The organism is Burkholderia sp. THE68 (assembly GCF_009938265.1).
Taxonomy (GTDB): Bacteria; Pseudomonadota; Gammaproteobacteria; order Burkholderiales; family Burkholderiaceae; genus Caballeronia.
Genome location: NZ_AP022315.1, coordinates 1,953,084 through 1,968,892, shown reverse-complemented (window position 1 = coordinate 1,968,892; position 15,809 = coordinate 1,953,084). Strand labels below are relative to the sequence as shown.

At 64.2% G+C, this 15,809-nt stretch carries 17 protein-coding genes and 2 tRNA genes; 8 read left to right on the top strand and 11 right to left on the bottom strand.

Going from position 1 to position 15,809, the window contains the following annotated elements:
* Positions 1 to 139: 139 nt before the first annotated feature.
* Positions 140 to 1,588, bottom strand: coding sequence for an MATE family efflux transporter (locus BTHE68_RS09350; RefSeq protein ID WP_162066086.1), 1,449 nt, complete (start codon positions 1,586 to 1,588; stop codon positions 140 to 142).
* A 253-nt stretch (positions 1,589 to 1,841) separates the two neighbouring features.
* Positions 1,842 to 2,063, bottom strand: a complete 222-nt coding sequence (locus tag BTHE68_RS09345) for an RNA-binding S4 domain-containing protein (protein ID WP_061178767.1) — start codon at positions 2,061 to 2,063, stop codon at positions 1,842 to 1,844.
* Between the two features lie 312 nt (positions 2,064 to 2,375).
* Here BTHE68_RS09345 and BTHE68_RS09340 point away from each other — a divergent pair, with 312 nt between their 5' ends.
* The 3 genes from BTHE68_RS09340 (at position 2,376) to BTHE68_RS09330 (ending at position 5,366) form a co-directional block, all read left to right on the top strand.
* Positions 2,376 to 2,765 carry a flagellar biosynthesis protein FlhF gene (locus BTHE68_RS09340; RefSeq protein ID WP_061178768.1) on the top strand — a complete coding sequence of 130 codons (390 nt, stop codon included), beginning with the start codon at positions 2,376 to 2,378 and terminating at the stop codon, positions 2,763 to 2,765.
* A 61-nt stretch (positions 2,766 to 2,826) separates the two neighbouring features.
* Positions 2,827 to 3,084, top strand: a complete 258-nt coding sequence (locus BTHE68_RS09335; RefSeq protein WP_162066844.1) for a hypothetical protein — start codon at positions 2,827 to 2,829, stop codon at positions 3,082 to 3,084.
* Positions 3,085 to 3,236: 152 nt separating this feature from the next.
* Positions 3,237 to 5,366 (top strand): ATP-dependent helicase, encoded by a 2,130-nt coding sequence (locus BTHE68_RS09330; protein WP_162066843.1) that lies wholly within the window; start codon positions 3,237 to 3,239, stop codon positions 5,364 to 5,366.
* Between the two features lie 21 nt (positions 5,367 to 5,387).
* Here the strand turns inward: BTHE68_RS09330 and BTHE68_RS09325 are convergent, their stop codons facing one another.
* The 6 genes from BTHE68_RS09325 to BTHE68_RS09300 form a co-directional block, all read right to left on the bottom strand.
* Positions 5,388 to 6,152 carry a DUF4088 family protein gene (locus BTHE68_RS09325; protein WP_162066084.1) on the bottom strand — a complete coding sequence of 255 codons (765 nt, stop codon included), beginning with the start codon at positions 6,150 to 6,152 and terminating at the stop codon, positions 5,388 to 5,390.
* Between the two features lie 166 nt (positions 6,153 to 6,318).
* Positions 6,319 to 6,642 carry an AzlD domain-containing protein gene (locus tag BTHE68_RS09320; RefSeq protein ID WP_162066083.1) on the bottom strand — a complete coding sequence of 108 codons (324 nt, stop codon included), beginning with the start codon at positions 6,640 to 6,642 and terminating at the stop codon, positions 6,319 to 6,321.
* A complete protein-coding gene (locus BTHE68_RS09315; protein ID WP_502710555.1) occupies positions 6,639 to 7,403 on the bottom strand; it encodes an AzlC family ABC transporter permease in 765 nt (254 codons plus the stop codon). The genes BTHE68_RS09320 and BTHE68_RS09315 overlap by 4 nt, the downstream gene beginning before the upstream one ends.
* A gap of 96 nt (positions 7,404 to 7,499) precedes the next feature.
* The gene (locus BTHE68_RS09310) at positions 7,500 to 8,321 is read right to left on the bottom strand and encodes a helix-turn-helix transcriptional regulator (RefSeq protein ID WP_162066082.1); all 822 of its coding nucleotides are present in this window, start codon (positions 8,319 to 8,321) and stop codon (positions 7,500 to 7,502) included.
* A gap of 73 nt (positions 8,322 to 8,394) precedes the next feature.
* Positions 8,395 to 8,871: a CreA family protein gene (locus tag BTHE68_RS09305; RefSeq protein ID WP_162066081.1), complete on the bottom strand. Its 477-nt coding sequence runs from the start codon at positions 8,869 to 8,871 to the stop codon at positions 8,395 to 8,397.
* Between the two features lie 283 nt (positions 8,872 to 9,154).
* The gene (locus tag BTHE68_RS09300) at positions 9,155 to 9,901 is read right to left on the bottom strand and encodes a FadR/GntR family transcriptional regulator (protein ID WP_162066079.1); all 747 of its coding nucleotides are present in this window, start codon (positions 9,899 to 9,901) and stop codon (positions 9,155 to 9,157) included.
* 125 nt (positions 9,902 to 10,026) lie between these two features.
* Between BTHE68_RS09300 and BTHE68_RS09295 the strand changes: the two genes are divergently transcribed.
* The 3 genes from BTHE68_RS09295 to BTHE68_RS09285 are packed head-to-tail and all read left to right on the top strand — an operon-like array spanning position 10,027 to position 12,739.
* Complete coding sequence (locus BTHE68_RS09295) at positions 10,027 to 10,770, top strand: (Fe-S)-binding protein (RefSeq protein WP_162066078.1); 744 nt, start codon at positions 10,027 to 10,029, stop codon at positions 10,768 to 10,770.
* The gene (locus tag BTHE68_RS09290; protein ID WP_162066076.1) at positions 10,767 to 12,158 is read left to right on the top strand and encodes a lactate utilization protein B; all 1,392 of its coding nucleotides are present in this window, start codon (positions 10,767 to 10,769) and stop codon (positions 12,156 to 12,158) included. Before BTHE68_RS09295 ends, BTHE68_RS09290 begins: the two co-directional genes overlap by 4 nt.
* Positions 12,155 to 12,739: a LutC/YkgG family protein gene (locus BTHE68_RS09285; protein WP_162066074.1), complete on the top strand. Its 585-nt coding sequence runs from the start codon at positions 12,155 to 12,157 to the stop codon at positions 12,737 to 12,739. Before BTHE68_RS09290 ends, BTHE68_RS09285 begins: the two co-directional genes overlap by 4 nt.
* Positions 12,740 to 12,825: 86 nt before the next feature.
* Here the strand turns inward: BTHE68_RS09285 and BTHE68_RS09280 are convergent.
* From BTHE68_RS09280 to fdxA, 3 genes are all read right to left on the bottom strand, one after another.
* A tRNA-Asn gene (locus tag BTHE68_RS09280) sits at positions 12,826 to 12,901 on the bottom strand.
* Positions 12,902 to 12,981: 80 nt separating this feature from the next.
* Positions 12,982 to 13,057: transfer RNA gene (locus BTHE68_RS09275), tRNA-Asn, on the bottom strand.
* A 116-nt stretch (positions 13,058 to 13,173) separates the two neighbouring features.
* Positions 13,174 to 13,497: a ferredoxin FdxA gene (gene fdxA, locus BTHE68_RS09270; protein ID WP_035501717.1), complete on the bottom strand. Its 324-nt coding sequence runs from the start codon at positions 13,495 to 13,497 to the stop codon at positions 13,174 to 13,176.
* Positions 13,498 to 13,794: 297 nt separating this feature from the next.
* Here fdxA and pncB point away from each other — a divergent pair, with 297 nt between their 5' ends.
* Positions 13,795 to 14,985 (top strand): nicotinate phosphoribosyltransferase, encoded by a 1,191-nt coding sequence (gene pncB / locus BTHE68_RS09265; RefSeq protein ID WP_162066072.1) that lies wholly within the window; start codon positions 13,795 to 13,797, stop codon positions 14,983 to 14,985.
* A gap of 147 nt (positions 14,986 to 15,132) precedes the next feature.
* Entirely contained in the window at positions 15,133 to 15,804 is a 672-nt protein-coding gene (locus BTHE68_RS09260; protein ID WP_162066070.1) for a LutC/YkgG family protein, read from the top strand.
* Positions 15,805 to 15,809: the final 5 nt, after the last annotated feature.

Below are 15,809 nucleotides of genomic sequence, written 5' to 3'. Positions count from 1 at the left end.
AAAGCCCGCTGGCTGAAGCGGGCTGATAACCCCTGTCACAGATGTCTCAAGGAGGAGACGGGTTCATCCTAGCAATGCGCGCCGCGCGGACCAACCAAGCATTCGTGCTATGCATATCGGCGCGCGGATCGGGTGCTTATCAGGCATGGCCGTGCGGCGCGGGGTTCGCGGCATCGGCGTCGTCCGGCTTCGGCGCGACGCCCGTCTCGACGAACCTGCGGCTGATGCGGTGAAACCGCAAGGTCATCAGCACGGCGACGCTCGCGAGCCCGGCGGCGAGTCCCCACCACAGGCCTTTGGGACCCAGCTCGAAGTGGAATGCGAGCACGTAGGCGGTCGGAAAGCCGACGCCCCAGTAGCCGAACGCAGCGGCGAGCATCGGGATGCGCGTGTCCTTCAGGCCGCGCAGGCAGCCCGAGCCGACCGTCTGCATGCCGTCGACGATCTGGAACACCGCCGCTACGCCGAGCAGCGACGCCGCGAGCGCGACGGTGTGCGCGTTGGCGGGGTCGTCGAGATGCAGATACAGGCCGACGATCGCGCGCGGCACCGTGATCAGCACGAGCCCCGAGCACATCATGAAGCCGACGCCGAGCGCCAGCGCGACGAAGCCCGCGTGACGCGCCGCGACGGGCACGCCCGCGCCGACCCAGTAGCCGACGCGCACGTTCGCCGCCTGGCCGATCGCGAGCGGCACCATGAACGCGACCGATGCGACGTTGAGCGCGATCTGATGCGCGGCGAGCGGCGCTTCGCCGAGCAGTCCGACCATCATGCCGGTGGCGAGAAAGAGCGTCGATTCGACGCCGTAGGTGATCGCGACCGGCCAGCCGATGCCGAACAGCTCGCCCATCAGCGGCAGGCGCGGGCGCGCGCGCGCGACGAAATGCCTGTAGCGCGGCCGCAGATGCAGCACCGCGACGAGCGCGATCGCGATGCCCCAGACGGTGATCGTGGTCGCCGCCGCCGAACCGAGAAAGCCTTCGCGCGGCAGCCCGTACGCGCCGTGAATCAGCCCGTAGTTGAGAAAGCCGTTGACGAACACGCCGCCGATCGAGATCCACAAGAGCCGCCGTGCCGCGCCGATCGCGGGCAGAAACGCGCGCATCATGCCCACGCCGATGAGACTGCCAGGTGTCCCCCAGCGCAACACCGCGCAGTATTCGCCGACGTTCTTCGCGAGCGTCGCCGGTTCGTGGAACGCGAGCAGGATCGGCTCGGCGTAGCTCAGCAGCACGAACGCGGGCACGGCGAGCAGCACGGACAGCACGAGACCGGTCCAGTAGATGCCCGGCACGCGATCGTCGGCGTTCGCGCCGCGCGCGTGGGCGACCGACACTGACACCGATGTCAGCACCCCCTGCAGCAGCGTCACCACGACGAAAAAGAGGTTCGCGCCGAGGCCGCCGGCGGCGAGCGCGTCGGGGCCGAGCGAGCCGAGCAGGATGGTGTCGGTGACGCCCATCGCCATCTGCGAGAGCTGCGCGATGGCGAGCGGCGCGGCGAGGCGCGCCGTGTCGACGGCGTGACGCGAGAGGCTCGGCGGTCCTTGATGCGCGCGCGTGGCGCGGGTGACGTGCGGTTGCATGGCTGATCGGATGGAAACAAAGACGGCGCGACAGTCAGTGCACTGAACGCCGCCGGACTGGAATGCGGAAGGGCAAAGAGCGGAGCGCGATGCGCAACACGCGCTGACGGAACGACCGACGCTGCAAACCCGGCGCTGAAACCAGAACGAAAGACGACTAGCTTATTGCGTCGCGTGCGGCATGTCGATGACGCGTTCGCTTATGGCCGGGTTTTCTCAATCGCGCGGCGTGCGCGCGCAAGTTCCGGCGACGCTATTCGGGCGCGCGCACGTGAATCGTCTGGCCGTCGAGCTTCACCTTCTGGCCCGCGCGGATCTTGCAGGTCTTGCGCATTTCCACTTTGCCGTCGACGGTGACGTCGCCCATTGCGACGCGCGCCTTCGCGGAGCCGCCGCTATCCGCGAGGCCCATCAGCTTGAGCAGGTTGTGGAGTTCGACGAAGTCGCCCGTGAGGGTGAATTGGAGTGGCGGCATGGGGGCGGGCGCAACGGAAAGCGGAGAAAGGCATCCATGATAAACCACCGCCGCCGGCGCGCCGGGCATGCGCCGTGCTGTTGGCATCGCGAGGACCGGTTATCGGACCGCAAGTGCTTCGACTGGCAAATGTAGCCAGATGAAACCGTCGGTAACAATGACTGGTTTTCGAGAACTTGCCCGATCGAGGTCCGGTCCGACCGTTTGATCGATGCAGCTTCGGTCATCTTTCCAATCGACAAAAGTCGCGCGGATCGCTCGCTTCACCGTTGTCAGAGCGCCGCCGACGCCAACTAAAGAGAGGACGAACTCATGACTCGCGCACGAATCCTTTTGATCGGTTCCGCCATCGCCACGCTCGCCGCTTCGGGCGCCTACGCGCAAACCGCGCCGCAGCCCGCGCCGATGGAACCGCAGACCATGCAGCCGGCGACGCCGCCGCAGCAGAACGTCGTCGCGCCGGCGCCGACCGATCCGCTCGTCCAGCGCCGCAACGCGAACGCCGAGGCGAACGCCGAATATCGCGCGTCGAAAAAGGCGTCGAAGGCCGAGCTGAAGGCACAGAACCAGCAGGCCAAGTCGCAATACAAGGAAGAGGTGAAGAACGCCAAGATCAACCGCAAGGCGGACAAGGACGCCGCCAAGGCGGAATTGAACGCGACGGAGCCGAGCACGCCGAAGGACACGGGCCTGCAGCACTGAACGTGACGCGTCGCGAGACCGGCGAAGTCCGGTTTCGCGGCTCAGATACAGGGAGGACATGATGAACAGAAAAACCCATGCACTGCTTGCCGCGCTGATCGCGGGGACGTTCGCGAGCGTGAGCGCGACATCGTTCGCGCAGACGACGAGCGACGCGCCGAGCGCCGCCGACCAGAAGGCCGCGAAGGAACAGACGAAGGCCGACAAGAAGGCGGCCGTCGCGCAAGCCAAGGCCGACAAGAAGAAAACCGAGGCGCAGTCCGAAGCCAACGAAGCCGCCGCCGACGCGAAGCTGAAGAACGCGAAGAAGGCGGAGTAACACGCGCTTTTTTGCAGCGATGCGAGCCCGGTTCCCTGCGGACCGGGCTCGTTGCATTTGGGGCCAAAAGCCTTGCCGAGCCAGAGACTTGCGCGCGCGGGTTGTATGGATATACAGTGTGCGTCACTCTTTTCCCGCCGCCATCTCCTCACGTGCTCACGCTTCCCGACACCGCCGACGCCGCCTCCGCCTCCGCCGCGAAACAGGTGGCCGACTATCTCGCGAAGCTCAATGAGGCGCAGCGCCAGGCCGTCGAATTCGGCGTCGATGAACCCGGCCGCGCGGGAGGGCCGCTGCTCGTCATCGCGGGTGCGGGGTCGGGCAAGACGAACACGCTCGCGCATCGCGTCGCGCATCTGCTCGTGAAGGGCGCCGATCCGCATCGCATCCTGCTGCTCACGTTTTCACGCCGCGCGGCGCTCGAAATGACACGCCGTGTCACGCGCATCGCGATGAACGCGCTCGGCACGAAAAGCGCCATCGCGCAGGGGCTGACGTGGTCGGGCACGTTTCACGGCGTCGGCGCGCGGTTGTTGCGCGATTACGCCGACCTCGTCGGGCTCGCGCCGTCGTTCACGATCAACGATCGCGAGGATTCCGCCGATCTCATGAACCTCGTGCGGCACGAGCTCGGTTTGTCGTCGAAGGAGAAGCGCTTTCCGGCCAAGTCGACATGCTTCGCGATCTACTCGCGCGTCGTCAATACGGGCGCGACGCTCAGCCACGTGCTCGATCAGTCGTATCCGTGGTGCCGCGAGTGGGAAGCCGATCTCAAGCGCCTGTTCGCCGCCTACGTGGCCGCCAAACAGGCGCAAAGCGTGCTCGATTACGACGACCTGCTGCTCTACTGGTCGCATCTCGCGGCGGAGCCGTCGGTGGCGGCGGATCTCGCGAGCCGTTTCGATCACGTGCTCGTCGACGAATATCAGGACACCAATCGCCTGCAGGCGTCGATCCTGCTCGCGATGAAACCGGACGGGCGCGGCCTCACCGTCGTCGGCGACGATGCGCAATCCATCTACTCGTTTCGCGGCGCGACGGTGCGCAATATCCTCGATTTTCCGGGCCATTTCGATCCGCCCGCCGCGACCGTCACGCTCGATCGCAACTATCGTTCGACGCAACCGATCCTGGAGGCGTCGAACGCCGTGATCGGGCTCGCGTCCGAGCGCTACACGAAGAATCTCTGGACCGACAAGGCATCGGCGCAAAAGCCGCGCGTCGTGTCCGTCGCCGACGAAGCGGATCAGGCGCGCTATGTCGTCGAGAAAGTGCTGGAGGCGCGCGAGTCGGGCATGAGGCTCAAGTCGCAGGCGGTGCTGTTTCGCGCCGCGCATCACAGCGCGACGCTCGAAATCGAACTCACGCGGCGCAATATTCCGTTCGTGAAGTTCGGCGGTCTCAAGTTTCTCGATTCCGTCCATGTGAAGGACGTGCTTTCGGTGCTGCGCTGGGCCGAGAATCCGCGCGATCGCGTGGCGGGCTTTCGCGTCGCGCAATTGCTGCCGGGCATCGGGCCCGCCATCGCTGCGCGTCTGCTGGATAGCGTGAGCGCGCCGGATGCGGTTGCTGCGGGCGCGATCGCATCGTTCGCCGCGCCCGCCCGCGCCAGCGAGGACTGGCCGCGCTTCGTCGGCCTGATGGCGAAGCTCTGCGGGCGCGAGTCGGGCTGGCCTGCCGAGTTCGAAATGATCCGCCGCTGGTACGAGCCGCACCTCGAACGCAATCACGAGGACGCGGCGATCCGCATCGGCGATATTTTGCAGATGGAGAGCATCGCGTCCACGTATCCGACGCGCGAGCGCTTTCTCACCGAACTCACGCTCGATCCGCCCGACGCCACCAGCGACGAATCCGGCGTGCCGCTGCTGGACGAGGACTATCTGATCCTCTCGACCATCCATTCGGCGAAGGGCCAGGAATGGCGCAACGTGTTCGTGCTGAACGGCGTGGACGGTTGCATCCCGTCCGATCTCGGCACCGGCAGCGACGAGGAAATCGACGAGGAGCGGCGTCTTTTATACGTCGCGATGACGCGCGCGAAGGAAGATCTGCACATCGTTACGCCGCAGCGTTTCTACGTGCACAACCAGACGCATCTGGGCGACCGCCACGTGTGGGCGCAACGCACACGCTTCATCCCGCCGCATCTCATGCAGAACTTCGAAGCGGCGGCGTGGCCGCCGGTGATCGCGCCCGCAGCACCGACGGCGGCGGGACTGGCGGCGGCCGCGAAAGCGAAAATCGATATCGCGGCGCGCCTGAAGGGAATGTGGGAGTAGGGCGGAGCTCGCCTCAGCACTTCAGCGCTGCGCGCGCGTGGTTCGCGGCGCGCGCGGCGTCGGCGCGAAGATGCTGCGCAGCCACGCGGCGAAACGCGTGAAGCCGTCATAAGGCTCTTCGATGAACAGCTCGGGCCGCAGCGAGCGCAGATACTCCAGCACCTGTTGCGCTTCCTGCTTCGGAATCGAGCCGTAAACGATGCCGAGCCGCAGCAGGCCGCGCAGCTCGCCGAGCTTTTCCCGCGCGTTCGAACCGACGCTCGTTTCCACCAAAATCTTGGTTTCGTACGCGCGCTGGCGCAGCGAATCGGCGAGACGCCACGCGGGCGTCTGCATCTTTTCCTCGACTTCGCGAATGTCCGCCGCCGCCGACTTGATCTGCGAAGCAAGCACGTCCACTTGCGACACATCGCCGTTCGCTTCGGTGACGATCGCCGTCGCCCACTCGCGCGACGCCTTGATGAGGTCCTCGGCGGTCCAGTCGGCGCGGATCGCGAACGCGAAACCGTGTTCGGCCGCCTGACGGATCAGGATTTCGACGACATCCGGAAATTCCTTGTCGAGCGCGCGCTTCGCCCACGCATACTGGCCGTGCGTGAGCATGCGCTGCACCGCCTGCTCGGTGAGCGGCGTGTGGTTGTCGAGCAGCTTCGCGCGCAGGAAGTCCTCGAACGACGGCGTGACGAATTGTGGATCCAGCTTCAGCGACAGGCGCAGAAACGCTTCGAAGTCGCGCTGCAGCGAAGCGATGGTCTCGTCGCGAAGCGAAAGGGTGATTTGACGCATGTTGGTTCCCGGTTCCGCCGGTCGGTCGCCCGATGGCGGGAAATGCTGGCGGCGCCGCTTCTCAGGGCGGAGTCCATTCGTTTCTGATAACGGCGCGCTTTCCGGGAACTTGAGGTTTCTTTGCAGCTTTTTGAAAGCCGATCGATACGTGAGCGCCGAAGAAGGCTCAGCGCAGCACAGCGAACTGCCACGCGAAAAACACCGCGAGCGCCACCGCAATCGTCAAAAGCGGGCGTTTCGTGAGCACGCAAACGATCACCGCGACGATCGCCGCGACGAGCTGCGGATTGCGCCAGGTGATCTCGGCGCCGTTGCCGTGCGGCGAGACTGTCATCGGCACGATGATCGCGGTGAGCACCGTCACCGGCACGAACGAGAGCGCGGTACGCACGACGGGCGGGAAGGGCAGGCGCTCGCCCAGCACGAACACGGCGGCGCGGATGGCGAAAGTGATCGCCGCCATGCCGAGGATCAATGCGACGTAGTTCATTGCGTGCGCTCCTTGGCGTTCTTCAGGCGATGTTTCGCCTGCGGCCGGTTTTCCATCAGCGTGAGCACCATGCCGACCGCCACGCCCACGAACACCGCCGCGAGCAGACCGAGCTTGTACGGCCAGCCTTGCCACGCGAACGACAGCACACCCGAAGCGAGCGCCGCCGCGATGAAGCGCACGGCCACCAGTTGCGGCACGATGATCGCGATGAAGGTCGCGACCATCGCAAAATCGAGTCCGAGCGATTTCAAACCGGGGAACGCCGCGCCGAACAGCAGGCCGGCGAGCGTCCACATCTGCCAGTTCAAATACATCGCGACGCCCGAGCCGAAGAAGTAATGCGGGCCGATCTCGCCGGGCGGGCGCTTCTGATAGTGCGCGTAGGCGACCGCGAAAACTTCGTCGGTGAGAGTCCCGGCGAGCGCCCAGCGCCAGCGGCGCGGCAGATGCGCGACATAGGGCGCGAGCGTGGCCGAATAGAGCACGTGACGCAGATTGACGACGAAGGTCGTCGCCAGGATGACGGCGAAGCTCGCATGCGATGCGATCAGGCCCACCGCGATGAACTGCGCGGAGCCGGCGAACACGGCAAGCGACATCAGCTGGCCGTGCCAGAGCGTGAGCGGACTGGCGGTGACGAGCGTGCCGAAGATCACGCCGAAGGGCGCGGCGCCGATCATCATCGGGATGGTGTCGCGGGCGCCGGCGGCGAATTCACGTAGCGCCTGGCCGGACGGTTGTGCGGGTGTTGCTTTCAAGATGTCCTCCTATGGAAGCGAGGATACGCAAGACGCCGGTCCGGATGCTTGTACGTTCTTGCGCTTTCCCTGCGCTTTCCCTGCCTTCGCGCGCATTCAGCGCCAGCGGCCGGGCGGCACGCCGAACGTGCGTTTGAAATGACGCGTGAAATGGCTCTGATCGGTGAAGCCGCTCGCCGCCGCGACGTCCGTCACGGAGGCGCCCGCGCGCAACGCCGGCAACGCGCGCACGATCCGCATCTGGTTGCGCCACGCGTGCGGCGCGAGACCGGTTTCGCGCGTGAAGAGACGCGCCGCGTGGAAGGTCGAAAGGCCGACCGTCTGCGCGAGTTCGGCGAGCGTGACCGGTTCGAGCAAATCGTCGGCGAGGCGGGATTTCATCGTCGCGACGCGATTTGCGTCGGTCGCGAGCGGCGCGATGCCGGGGCGCGCCAGCGCGTGGCGGCCAAGCAGCGTCGTCACGGCATCGACGAGGGCCAGTTCCGCGGCGAGCGGATCGGCGCCGTTTTCCAGCAGCCGATGCGCGACGACCAGACGCCGCGCCAGATCGGCGTCGCGAACGATATCGACCGGAAACCACGGCGACGACTCCGGCCGGCCCGACATGTCGCGCGCGAGATTCTCGACGAACGGCACCGGCAGATAGAACACGCGATAGCGCCAGCCCGCATCGACGGCGCGCGCGCCCGTGTGCACTTCGCCAGGGTTGATGACCGGCACCGAGCCGGCCTCGGCGACGTGATGCGCGCCACGATAGTCGTAGCACTCCGCGCCCGCTTCGATCACGGGCACCGTGTAGGCGTCGTGCCAATGCGGCGAGAATTCGTGATCGTAGTATTCGGCCGTCACCATGTCCGCGTCGGGCACGAGCGACGAGCGCCAGTAGCGTGCGGCATTGCGGAAACGGGCGGCGTTCATCGTTGCGATTTTTGAGACGGGCGGAATCGCTCAGTTTACAACTTTGTTTCGCCGCAGGCCGGACAGTTGGACGTCACTTCACCGGTATGGTCGTGCCTTCGGGCACCGGCACCGCCGTCACGCTGTTCTTCGGGCTGCCGGTCGCGATCCGGTCGCTGTAGGTCAGATAGACGAGCGTGTTGCGCTTCGCATCGACGATACGCACCACATGCAGCGTTTTGAAGATGAAGGACATGCTGGCGGAGAACACGTCGCTCTTCTGCTTGAGCGGCTGTGCGATCTTGATCGGAGCGACCTGGCGGCAGGCGATCGACGCCTCGCTCGGATCTTCCGCGATGCCCAGCGTGCCTTTCACGCCGCCGGTGCGCGCCCGCGACACGTAGCAGGTGACGCCCTGAACGAGCGGATCGTCGTAAGCGTCGACGCTGACGCGGTCAGAACCGGTGAAACGGAAATTCGTGTTGACGCTGGCGATCTCCTCCGCGTGCGCGAGCGCCGCGCCGAAGAGAGTGGCAATCGATGCGGCGAGGGCGAGGACGGAGCGTTTCATCGTCATCCTTCGGAAAAGAGAAAGGGCGTCGTATTGTATCGACGCCCTAGGTCTTTTGATGCATCGCCGCGCTGCCGGTCAATGAAAGATCAGATAAAGAATCACCAGCACCACGACCGGTACGCCGAGCAGCCATCCGAGCAGATAAGGCATGTTGTCCTCCTTCGCGTGTTGTTTTCGACGACTTCAGTATCGCGAGGAAGTCCGCTGCACGTTAGCCGTGCACGTCCGAATTCTGTGTAGGTGTTGTCCTATCGAAAGTTACAAAGGGTTTACGGATTCGTCATGCCATCAGACGGCTCTTCTTCGCCGGACGGTCGTGATACAGCGTGCGAACGTAGTCGAGATGGGCGCCCGCGCACTCGCGCGCCCGTGCCGGATCACGCGCGACGATCGCATCGAAGATCGCGCGATGTTGCGCGAGCAGGTTCGCTTCGACTTCGTCGTCGTAGTCGACGAGGCGGTGGGACGTGAGCATCGACTCGCGGACCAGTTCGTTGAGTCCGTGCATCACGTGTGTGAGCGCGACGTTGTGCGTCGCGTCCGCGATCGCCAGATGGAACGCCGCATCCTTTTCGGCGATACGCGTGCTTTTTTCAGCGACGGCGATCTGCAACGCGTCGAACGCGGCAGCGATGCGCGCGAGGTCGGCTTCGGTGGCGCGCTCGGCGGCGTAGGCAGTGGAGAGGGTTTCCAGGCCGTGCCGCAGTTCCAGCACGTCGGCGCTCGCGTCTGGTTGCTGTTCGAGCAGGGCCGCGAGCGGGCGCGACACCAGCGGCGCCGTCACATCCGACACGACAAACCCGCCGCGTCCGGCCGGGCGGATGAAGCCGTCGGATTCGAGCCGGATGAGCGCCTCGCGCAGCGACGGGCGCGACACGTTCAGTTGCTCGGCCAGATCGCGCTCGGCGGGCAGGCGCTGGCCGGGCAGCAGCGTGCCGTTCGAGATGAGTTCGCGAATCTGTCCCGACACCACATCGGAGAGGCGCACGCGGGCATAGGAATGCGCCTGGACGGGCTGAAAAGTCATCGTTCGATGTAAATGCAGAATGAAGGCCTGGGATTGTCCGAGTTTGACACGAAACGAGCATCTCATTAAAGTCTTGGTCAGACCAAGCTTACCAAAGATAATCGCTTACCCCACGATCGGACCTCATGAAAGTTGCCCTGTTCGTTCCCTGTTTCATCGACGCGTTTTATCCGCAGGTCGGCATCGCCACGCTGGAGTTGCTGGAACGGCTCGGCGTGGACGTCGACTATCCGCAGGATCAGACCTGTTGCGGCCAGCCGATGGCCAATAGCGGCGCGCACAAGGACGCCGCCGGCGCCGAGCGCGTGTTCGCCCGCAATTTCGCCGATTACGACTACGTGGTCGGTCCGTCAGCGAGTTGCACGCATCACGTGCGCGAGCATTTCACCGCGATCGAGCAGACGAGCGCGGTGCAGAAAGTGCGTCGCAATACCTATGAACTCGTCGAATTCCTCCACGACGTGCTGAAGGTGCGCGAATTTCCATGGGCCGAGTTTCCGCACAGGATCGGGCTGCACAACAGTTGCAGCGCGGTGCGGCATCTGCGCGAGACATCGAACTCGGAAGTCGCCGGTACGCCGTTTTCGAAGCCACGCGCGTTGCTCGAAGGCGTGAAGGGCATCGAGTTCGTCACGCCCGCGCGCCCCGACGAGTGCTGCGGCTTCGGCGGGACGTTCTCGGTCACCGAGGCGGCCGTCTCCGTGCGAATGGGGCAGGACAAGGTGCGCGATCATGTCGGCGCGGGTGCGGAGTACATCGTGTCGGGCGACATGTCGTGTCTCATGCATCAGCAGGGCTGCGCGGAGCGCATGAAAGCCGAGGCGAAGTTCATCCATATCGCGCAGGTCTTGAACGGAGCACGCGCATGAGCAAAACCGTTCGGATCGATCACGCGAAAGCGGCCGGGGCGTTCCTGCAAAAGACGGATCACGTCGCGTTCCACGACAAGCGTCTGTGGGACCTGCGCAGCAAGCGCGACGCGCAGGCGCACGGCATTCCCGAATGGGAGACGATGCGCGATCTCGCATCGGGCATCAAGGAACATACGCTGTCCAATCTCGCCGATTACATCGCGCAGTTCATCGATCAGGCAGAGAAGAACGGCGTCGTCGTGCATTTCGCGGCCAACGCGCAGGAGCACAACCAACTCGTCTACACGCTGATGAGCGAGCGCGGCATGACGTCGCTCGTGAAGAGCAAGTCGATGCTCACCGACGAGTGCTACATGCGCGACTATCTCGAACCGCGCGGCATCACGGTGATGGAAACCGATCTCGGCGAACGCATCCAGCAGCTCGATCATCAGGACCCGAGCCATATGGTCGTGCCGGCGGTGCACAAGCTGCGCGCGGATGTGGCGGAGCTTTTCGGCAAGACCATCGGCACAGATCCGAAGAACAGCGACATCCACTATCTCGCCGAAAGCCAGCGCATGAACACGCGGCCGTACTTCGTGCGCGAGAAAACGGCGGGCATGACCGGCTGCAACTTCGCGGTGGCGGAGACGGGCACAGTCGTCGTGTGCACGAACGAAGGCAACGCTGATCTTTCCGCGAACGTGCCGCCGCTGCATATCGCGTCGATCGGCATCGAAAAGATCATTCCGACGATCGCCGATCTCGGCGTGTTCGTACGCATGCTGTCGCGCAGCGCGCTCGGCTCGCCGATCACGCAATACACGTCGCACTTTCGCGCGCCGCGTCCGGGCACGGAGATGCACTACATCCTCGTCGACAACGGCCGCTCCGAGCGACTCGCGATGGACGACTTCTGGTATTCGCTCAAATGCATCCGCTGCGGCGCGTGCATGAATACCTGTCCGGTGTATCGGCGCAGCGGCGGGCTGTCCTATGGCGGCACGTATTCGGGGCCGATCGGCGCGATCATCAATCCGACCCACGATCTGAAGCGCTACAGCGCGCTGCCGTTTGCATCGACGATGAACGGCAGTTGCACGAACGTCTGTCCCGTGAAGGTGAACATCCACGAGCAGATCTACAAGTGGCGCGAGGTGATCGCGGAGAAGCACGAAGTGCCGTTCGTGAAGCAGGAAGTCCTGAAGATGGCGGGGCGACTGCTCGCGAGTCCGACGCTTTATCGCGCGACGGTCGCATCGCTCGGCGGCGCGTTGAAGCGTCTGCCCAACTTCGTGCTGTACAACCCGCTCAATATCTGGGGACGTCAGCGCGACCTGCCCGAAGCGCCCGCCGAGACTTTTCACGAGTGGTACAAGAAGAACCGGAAGACTGAGAAATGACGACTCGCGACGCTTTTCTGTCGAAGATCCGCGCGGCGCAGCCCGCATCGCGCCCGCGCCCCGACGTGCCGCTCTTTCCGGCGCCCGAAGGCGATCTGAAGTCGCGTTTCACGGCGGCGCTCACCGCGATGGGCGGTACCTGCGTCGACGCTGCCAGCCTGAACGACGTGAACGCGTTGCTGGCTGCGCGTTTCCCGGATGCGAAGGTGATCGCCTCGGCGGTGCCTGGCGTCGACGGCACGCGGCCGCTCGCGCCCGATACCGTGCCGGCGTCGCTACAGGATGTCGATGTGGGCGTCGTGCGAGGGCGCTTCGGCGTCGCTGAAACCGGCTCGGTGTGGTTCAGCGAGCAAGAGTACGTCGTGAACTCGGTCGGCTATCTGTCGCAGCATCTCGTCGTGCTGCTCGATCCGGCGCTGCTCGTCGAGGGCTTGCAGCAGGTGTATCGACGGCCCGATTTCAAATCGGCGCGCTATGCGGTGCTCGTGACGGGACCGTCCGCGACGGCGGATATCGAAGGCGTGCTGATCCGCGGCGCGCAGGGCGTGCGCTCGTTGACTGTCGTGTGGCTAGCGGGTTGATTGCTTTTAAGCAGATGATTGACGTGGAGTATGAAGCGCAAAAACAAAAAGCCCAGTCGCGTGACTGGGCTTTTTAATGAAGCTTTTGGCTCCCCGACCTGGGCTCGAACCAGGGACCTACGGATTAACAGTCCGGCGCTCTACCGACTGAGCTATCGGGGAACAACTACACATCTGCAACTGAGATAAAAAACCCAGCCGATTGACTGGGTTCTTTTGAAACCGACTTGCTGGAGTTTTTTTGGCTCCCCGACCTGGGCTCGAACCAGGGACCTACGGATTAACAGTCCGGCGCTCTACCGACTGAGCTATCGGGGAACATCTACAGCAGAGAAACGAAATTATAGGGGGCCACGATTACCGTGTCAACGCTCAATCTTCATTCGATAAGCATTTTTTGCAAACCGTAACGAAGCGCAATGCGACAGCCAGAATCAACGCTCGAGCAGATTCAGCTTGTCCTTCACGTCCTTGAACTCGTCCGCTTCGGGCAGCGAGCCCTTCGTCTTCGTGATGCTCGGCCAGTTACGCGCGAGGTCGGCGTTCAGCTCGGTGAAGTGCTGCTGGTCGCCGGGCACATCTTCTTCTGCGTAGATTGCATTGACCGGGCACTCGGCCACGCAGACGGCGCAGTCGATGCACTCGTCCGGATCGATCGCGAGAAAGTTGGGACCTTCGCGGAAGCAATCCACCGGGCACACGTCCACGCAATCGGTGTACTTGCACTTGATGCAGCTTTCGGTCACAACGTGAGTCATTCAGGCTCCTGCATGCGGAATTCGTGGGGGCGGCGCCCTGGGCGGCGACATGGGCCGGGAGGTGCGCGTGCCGAAACGCATATTGTAGCGTAACGATAAAAGCGGGCGCGAGCCACACGGCGCCCCCTTTATATCGATTCGTGATGTATGTATGCGCGGCTTCGTAAAAGGGTGAGGCATGGGTCATGCCATTGCGCGCATTCGGGTAACATGGCCCCAAAGGCATGAAGGCGCGCGCGAGCCCAAGGCACGAGGCAAAGCGCGCGGTCAATTCGCGTAGATGTTCCAGTCAGAACCATGATCATCAATTCGCTGCTCGACACCGACCTCTACAAGTTCACGATGATGCAGGTCGTCCTGCATCACTTTCCCGCCGCGCACGTCGAATATCGCTTCCGTTGCCGCACGCCGAACGTCGATCTCGTGCCGTACATCGACGAGATTCGCGACGAAATTCGTCAGCTCTGCAATTTACGCTTCAGGGAAGAGGAGCTGGATTATCTGCGGCGCATGCGGTTCATGAAGAGCGACTTCATCGATTTCCTCGCGCTCTTTCATCTGAACGAGAAGTCCATCCGCATCGCGCCGTCGCCGAAGAAAAACGGCGAAATCGATATCGAGATCGAAGGGCCGTGGCTGCATACGATCCTCTTCGAGATCCCGGTGCTCGCGATCGTCAACGAGGTCTATTTCCGCAACACGCAGCGCAAGCCCGAGTACGAAACCGGCCGCGAACGCCTGCGCGAGAAAATCAAGCTGCTCGCCACGCCGCCCGAATACTCGGACTGCAAGATCGCCGATTACGGCACGCGCCGCCGCTTTTCGGGACAGTGGCACGAGGAAGTCGTGCTGACGCTGAAGGAGAGGCTCGGCGCGCAGTTCGCCGGCACCAGCAACGTCTTCTACGCGATGAAGCACGGCCTGCGGCCGCTCGGCACGATGGCGCACGAATACTTGCAGGCGTGTCAGGCGCTCGGTCCGCGCCTGCGCGACTCGCAGATCTTCGGCTTCGAGATGTGGGCGAAGGAATATCGCGGCGACCTCGGGATCGCGCTGTCGGACGTCTACGGCATGAAGGCGTTCCTGCGCGACTTCGACATGTACTTCTGCAAGCTGTTCGACGGCGCGCGCCACGATTCCGGCGATCCCTTCGACTGGGGCGAGCGCCTCATCCGGCATTACGAGGAAAATCGCTGCGATCCGCGCACGAAGGTGCTGGTCTTTTCCGACGCGCTCGACATTCCCAGGGTTCTGCAGTTGTACGAGCGCTTTCGCGGGCGCTGTCAGCTGGCGTTCGGCGTCGGCACCAATCTCACCAACGATCTCGGCTATCAGCCGCTGCAGATCGTCGTCAAGATGGTCCGCTGCAACGGACAGCCGGTCGCGAAACTGTCCGATTCGCCCGGCAAGAACATGTGCGACGACAAGGCTTACCTCGCGTATCTACGTCAGGTGTTCGGCATCGAGCAGCCGGTCGGCGAAGACTGATCCGCTGCCGGCGGGCGCGCGTTCGTGCGTTTGGCTTATGCCGTTCGGCTGAGGTCCGTGCGCGAAGGCCGCTGGCTATAATTCGGACGCGTCGTCGATCAATCCGGCGCGCGCGAATCTCAAGCACGCAATCACGAGGACGGCACCATGGACACATCGGCCGCGCGCCGCAATATTCTCGCGCGCATTCGCAGCGCGCAGGGCCGTCGCGGCACGCCCACGGAAGCCGAGCGCGCGGCGGCGCAGGAGTATGTCGAGCGGCATCCGGCGGGTCCGCGTCCGCCGCTGCCGCACACGCGTGACGAACTCATCGCGCGCTTCACGCTCGAAGCGGAGCGTCTCTCCACGACCGTCGCCGAAGTCGAATCCCTTGCGGACGCGCCCGCCGAAGCCGCGCGCTATCTACAGTCACTGAACCTTTCCACCGATGTCGTCGCGTGGCCCGCGCTTGGCGAGCTGCCCTGGTCACAAGCGGGCCTTCAGGCGGCGTTGCGCAAACCCGCCGACGCCGATCTCGTCGGCATCACCGGCTGCTTTTGCGCGACGGCTGAAACCGGTTCGCTCGTGCTGCTGTCCGGCCCGGAGACGCCCGCGTCTGGCGCGCTGCTGCCGCAGACGCATATCGCGATCGTGCCGGCATCGCGCATCGTTGCGGCGCATGAAGACGCGTTCGCGTTGATGCGCGCCGAACGCGGCGAGTTGCCGCGCGCCGTGAACTTCGTGTCGGGGCCGTCGCGTACCGGCGATATCGAACAGACCATCGTGCTCGGGGCGCATGGGCCGTATCGCGTGCATGTGATCATCGTGCGCGGAGCCTGAGTCCG

Coding starts and splice junctions, on each gene's coding strand:
- BTHE68_RS09340 (WP_061178768.1), top strand. CDS start 2,376: ATGACTCGCGCACGAATCCTTTTGATCGGTTCCGCCATCGCCACGCTC.
- BTHE68_RS09350 (WP_162066086.1), bottom strand. CDS start 1,588: ATGCAACCGCACGTCACCCGCGCCACGCGCGCGCATCAAGGACCGCCG.
- BTHE68_RS09260 (WP_162066070.1), top strand. CDS start 15,133: ATGGACACATCGGCCGCGCGCCGCAATATTCTCGCGCGCATTCGCAGC.
- BTHE68_RS09295 (WP_162066078.1), top strand. CDS start 10,027: ATGAAAGTTGCCCTGTTCGTTCCCTGTTTCATCGACGCGTTTTATCCG.
- pncB (WP_162066072.1), top strand. CDS start 13,795: ATGATCATCAATTCGCTGCTCGACACCGACCTCTACAAGTTCACGATG.
- BTHE68_RS09290 (WP_162066076.1), top strand. CDS start 10,767: ATGAGCAAAACCGTTCGGATCGATCACGCGAAAGCGGCCGGGGCGTTC.
- fdxA (WP_035501717.1), bottom strand. CDS start 13,497: ATGACTCACGTTGTGACCGAAAGCTGCATCAAGTGCAAGTACACCGAT.
- BTHE68_RS09335 (WP_162066844.1), top strand. CDS start 2,827: ATGAACAGAAAAACCCATGCACTGCTTGCCGCGCTGATCGCGGGGACG.
- BTHE68_RS09300 (WP_162066079.1), bottom strand. CDS start 9,901: ATGACTTTTCAGCCCGTCCAGGCGCATTCCTATGCCCGCGTGCGCCTC.
- BTHE68_RS09345 (WP_061178767.1), bottom strand. CDS start 2,063: ATGCCGCCACTCCAATTCACCCTCACGGGCGACTTCGTCGAACTCCAC.
- BTHE68_RS09285 (WP_162066074.1), top strand. CDS start 12,155: ATGACGACTCGCGACGCTTTTCTGTCGAAGATCCGCGCGGCGCAGCCC.
- BTHE68_RS09320 (WP_162066083.1), bottom strand. CDS start 6,642: ATGAACTACGTCGCATTGATCCTCGGCATGGCGGCGATCACTTTCGCC.
- BTHE68_RS09305 (WP_162066081.1), bottom strand. CDS start 8,871: ATGAAACGCTCCGTCCTCGCCCTCGCCGCATCGATTGCCACTCTCTTC.
- BTHE68_RS09325 (WP_162066084.1), bottom strand. CDS start 6,152: ATGCGTCAAATCACCCTTTCGCTTCGCGACGAGACCATCGCTTCGCTG.
- BTHE68_RS09310 (WP_162066082.1), bottom strand. CDS start 8,321: ATGAACGCCGCCCGTTTCCGCAATGCCGCACGCTACTGGCGCTCGTCG.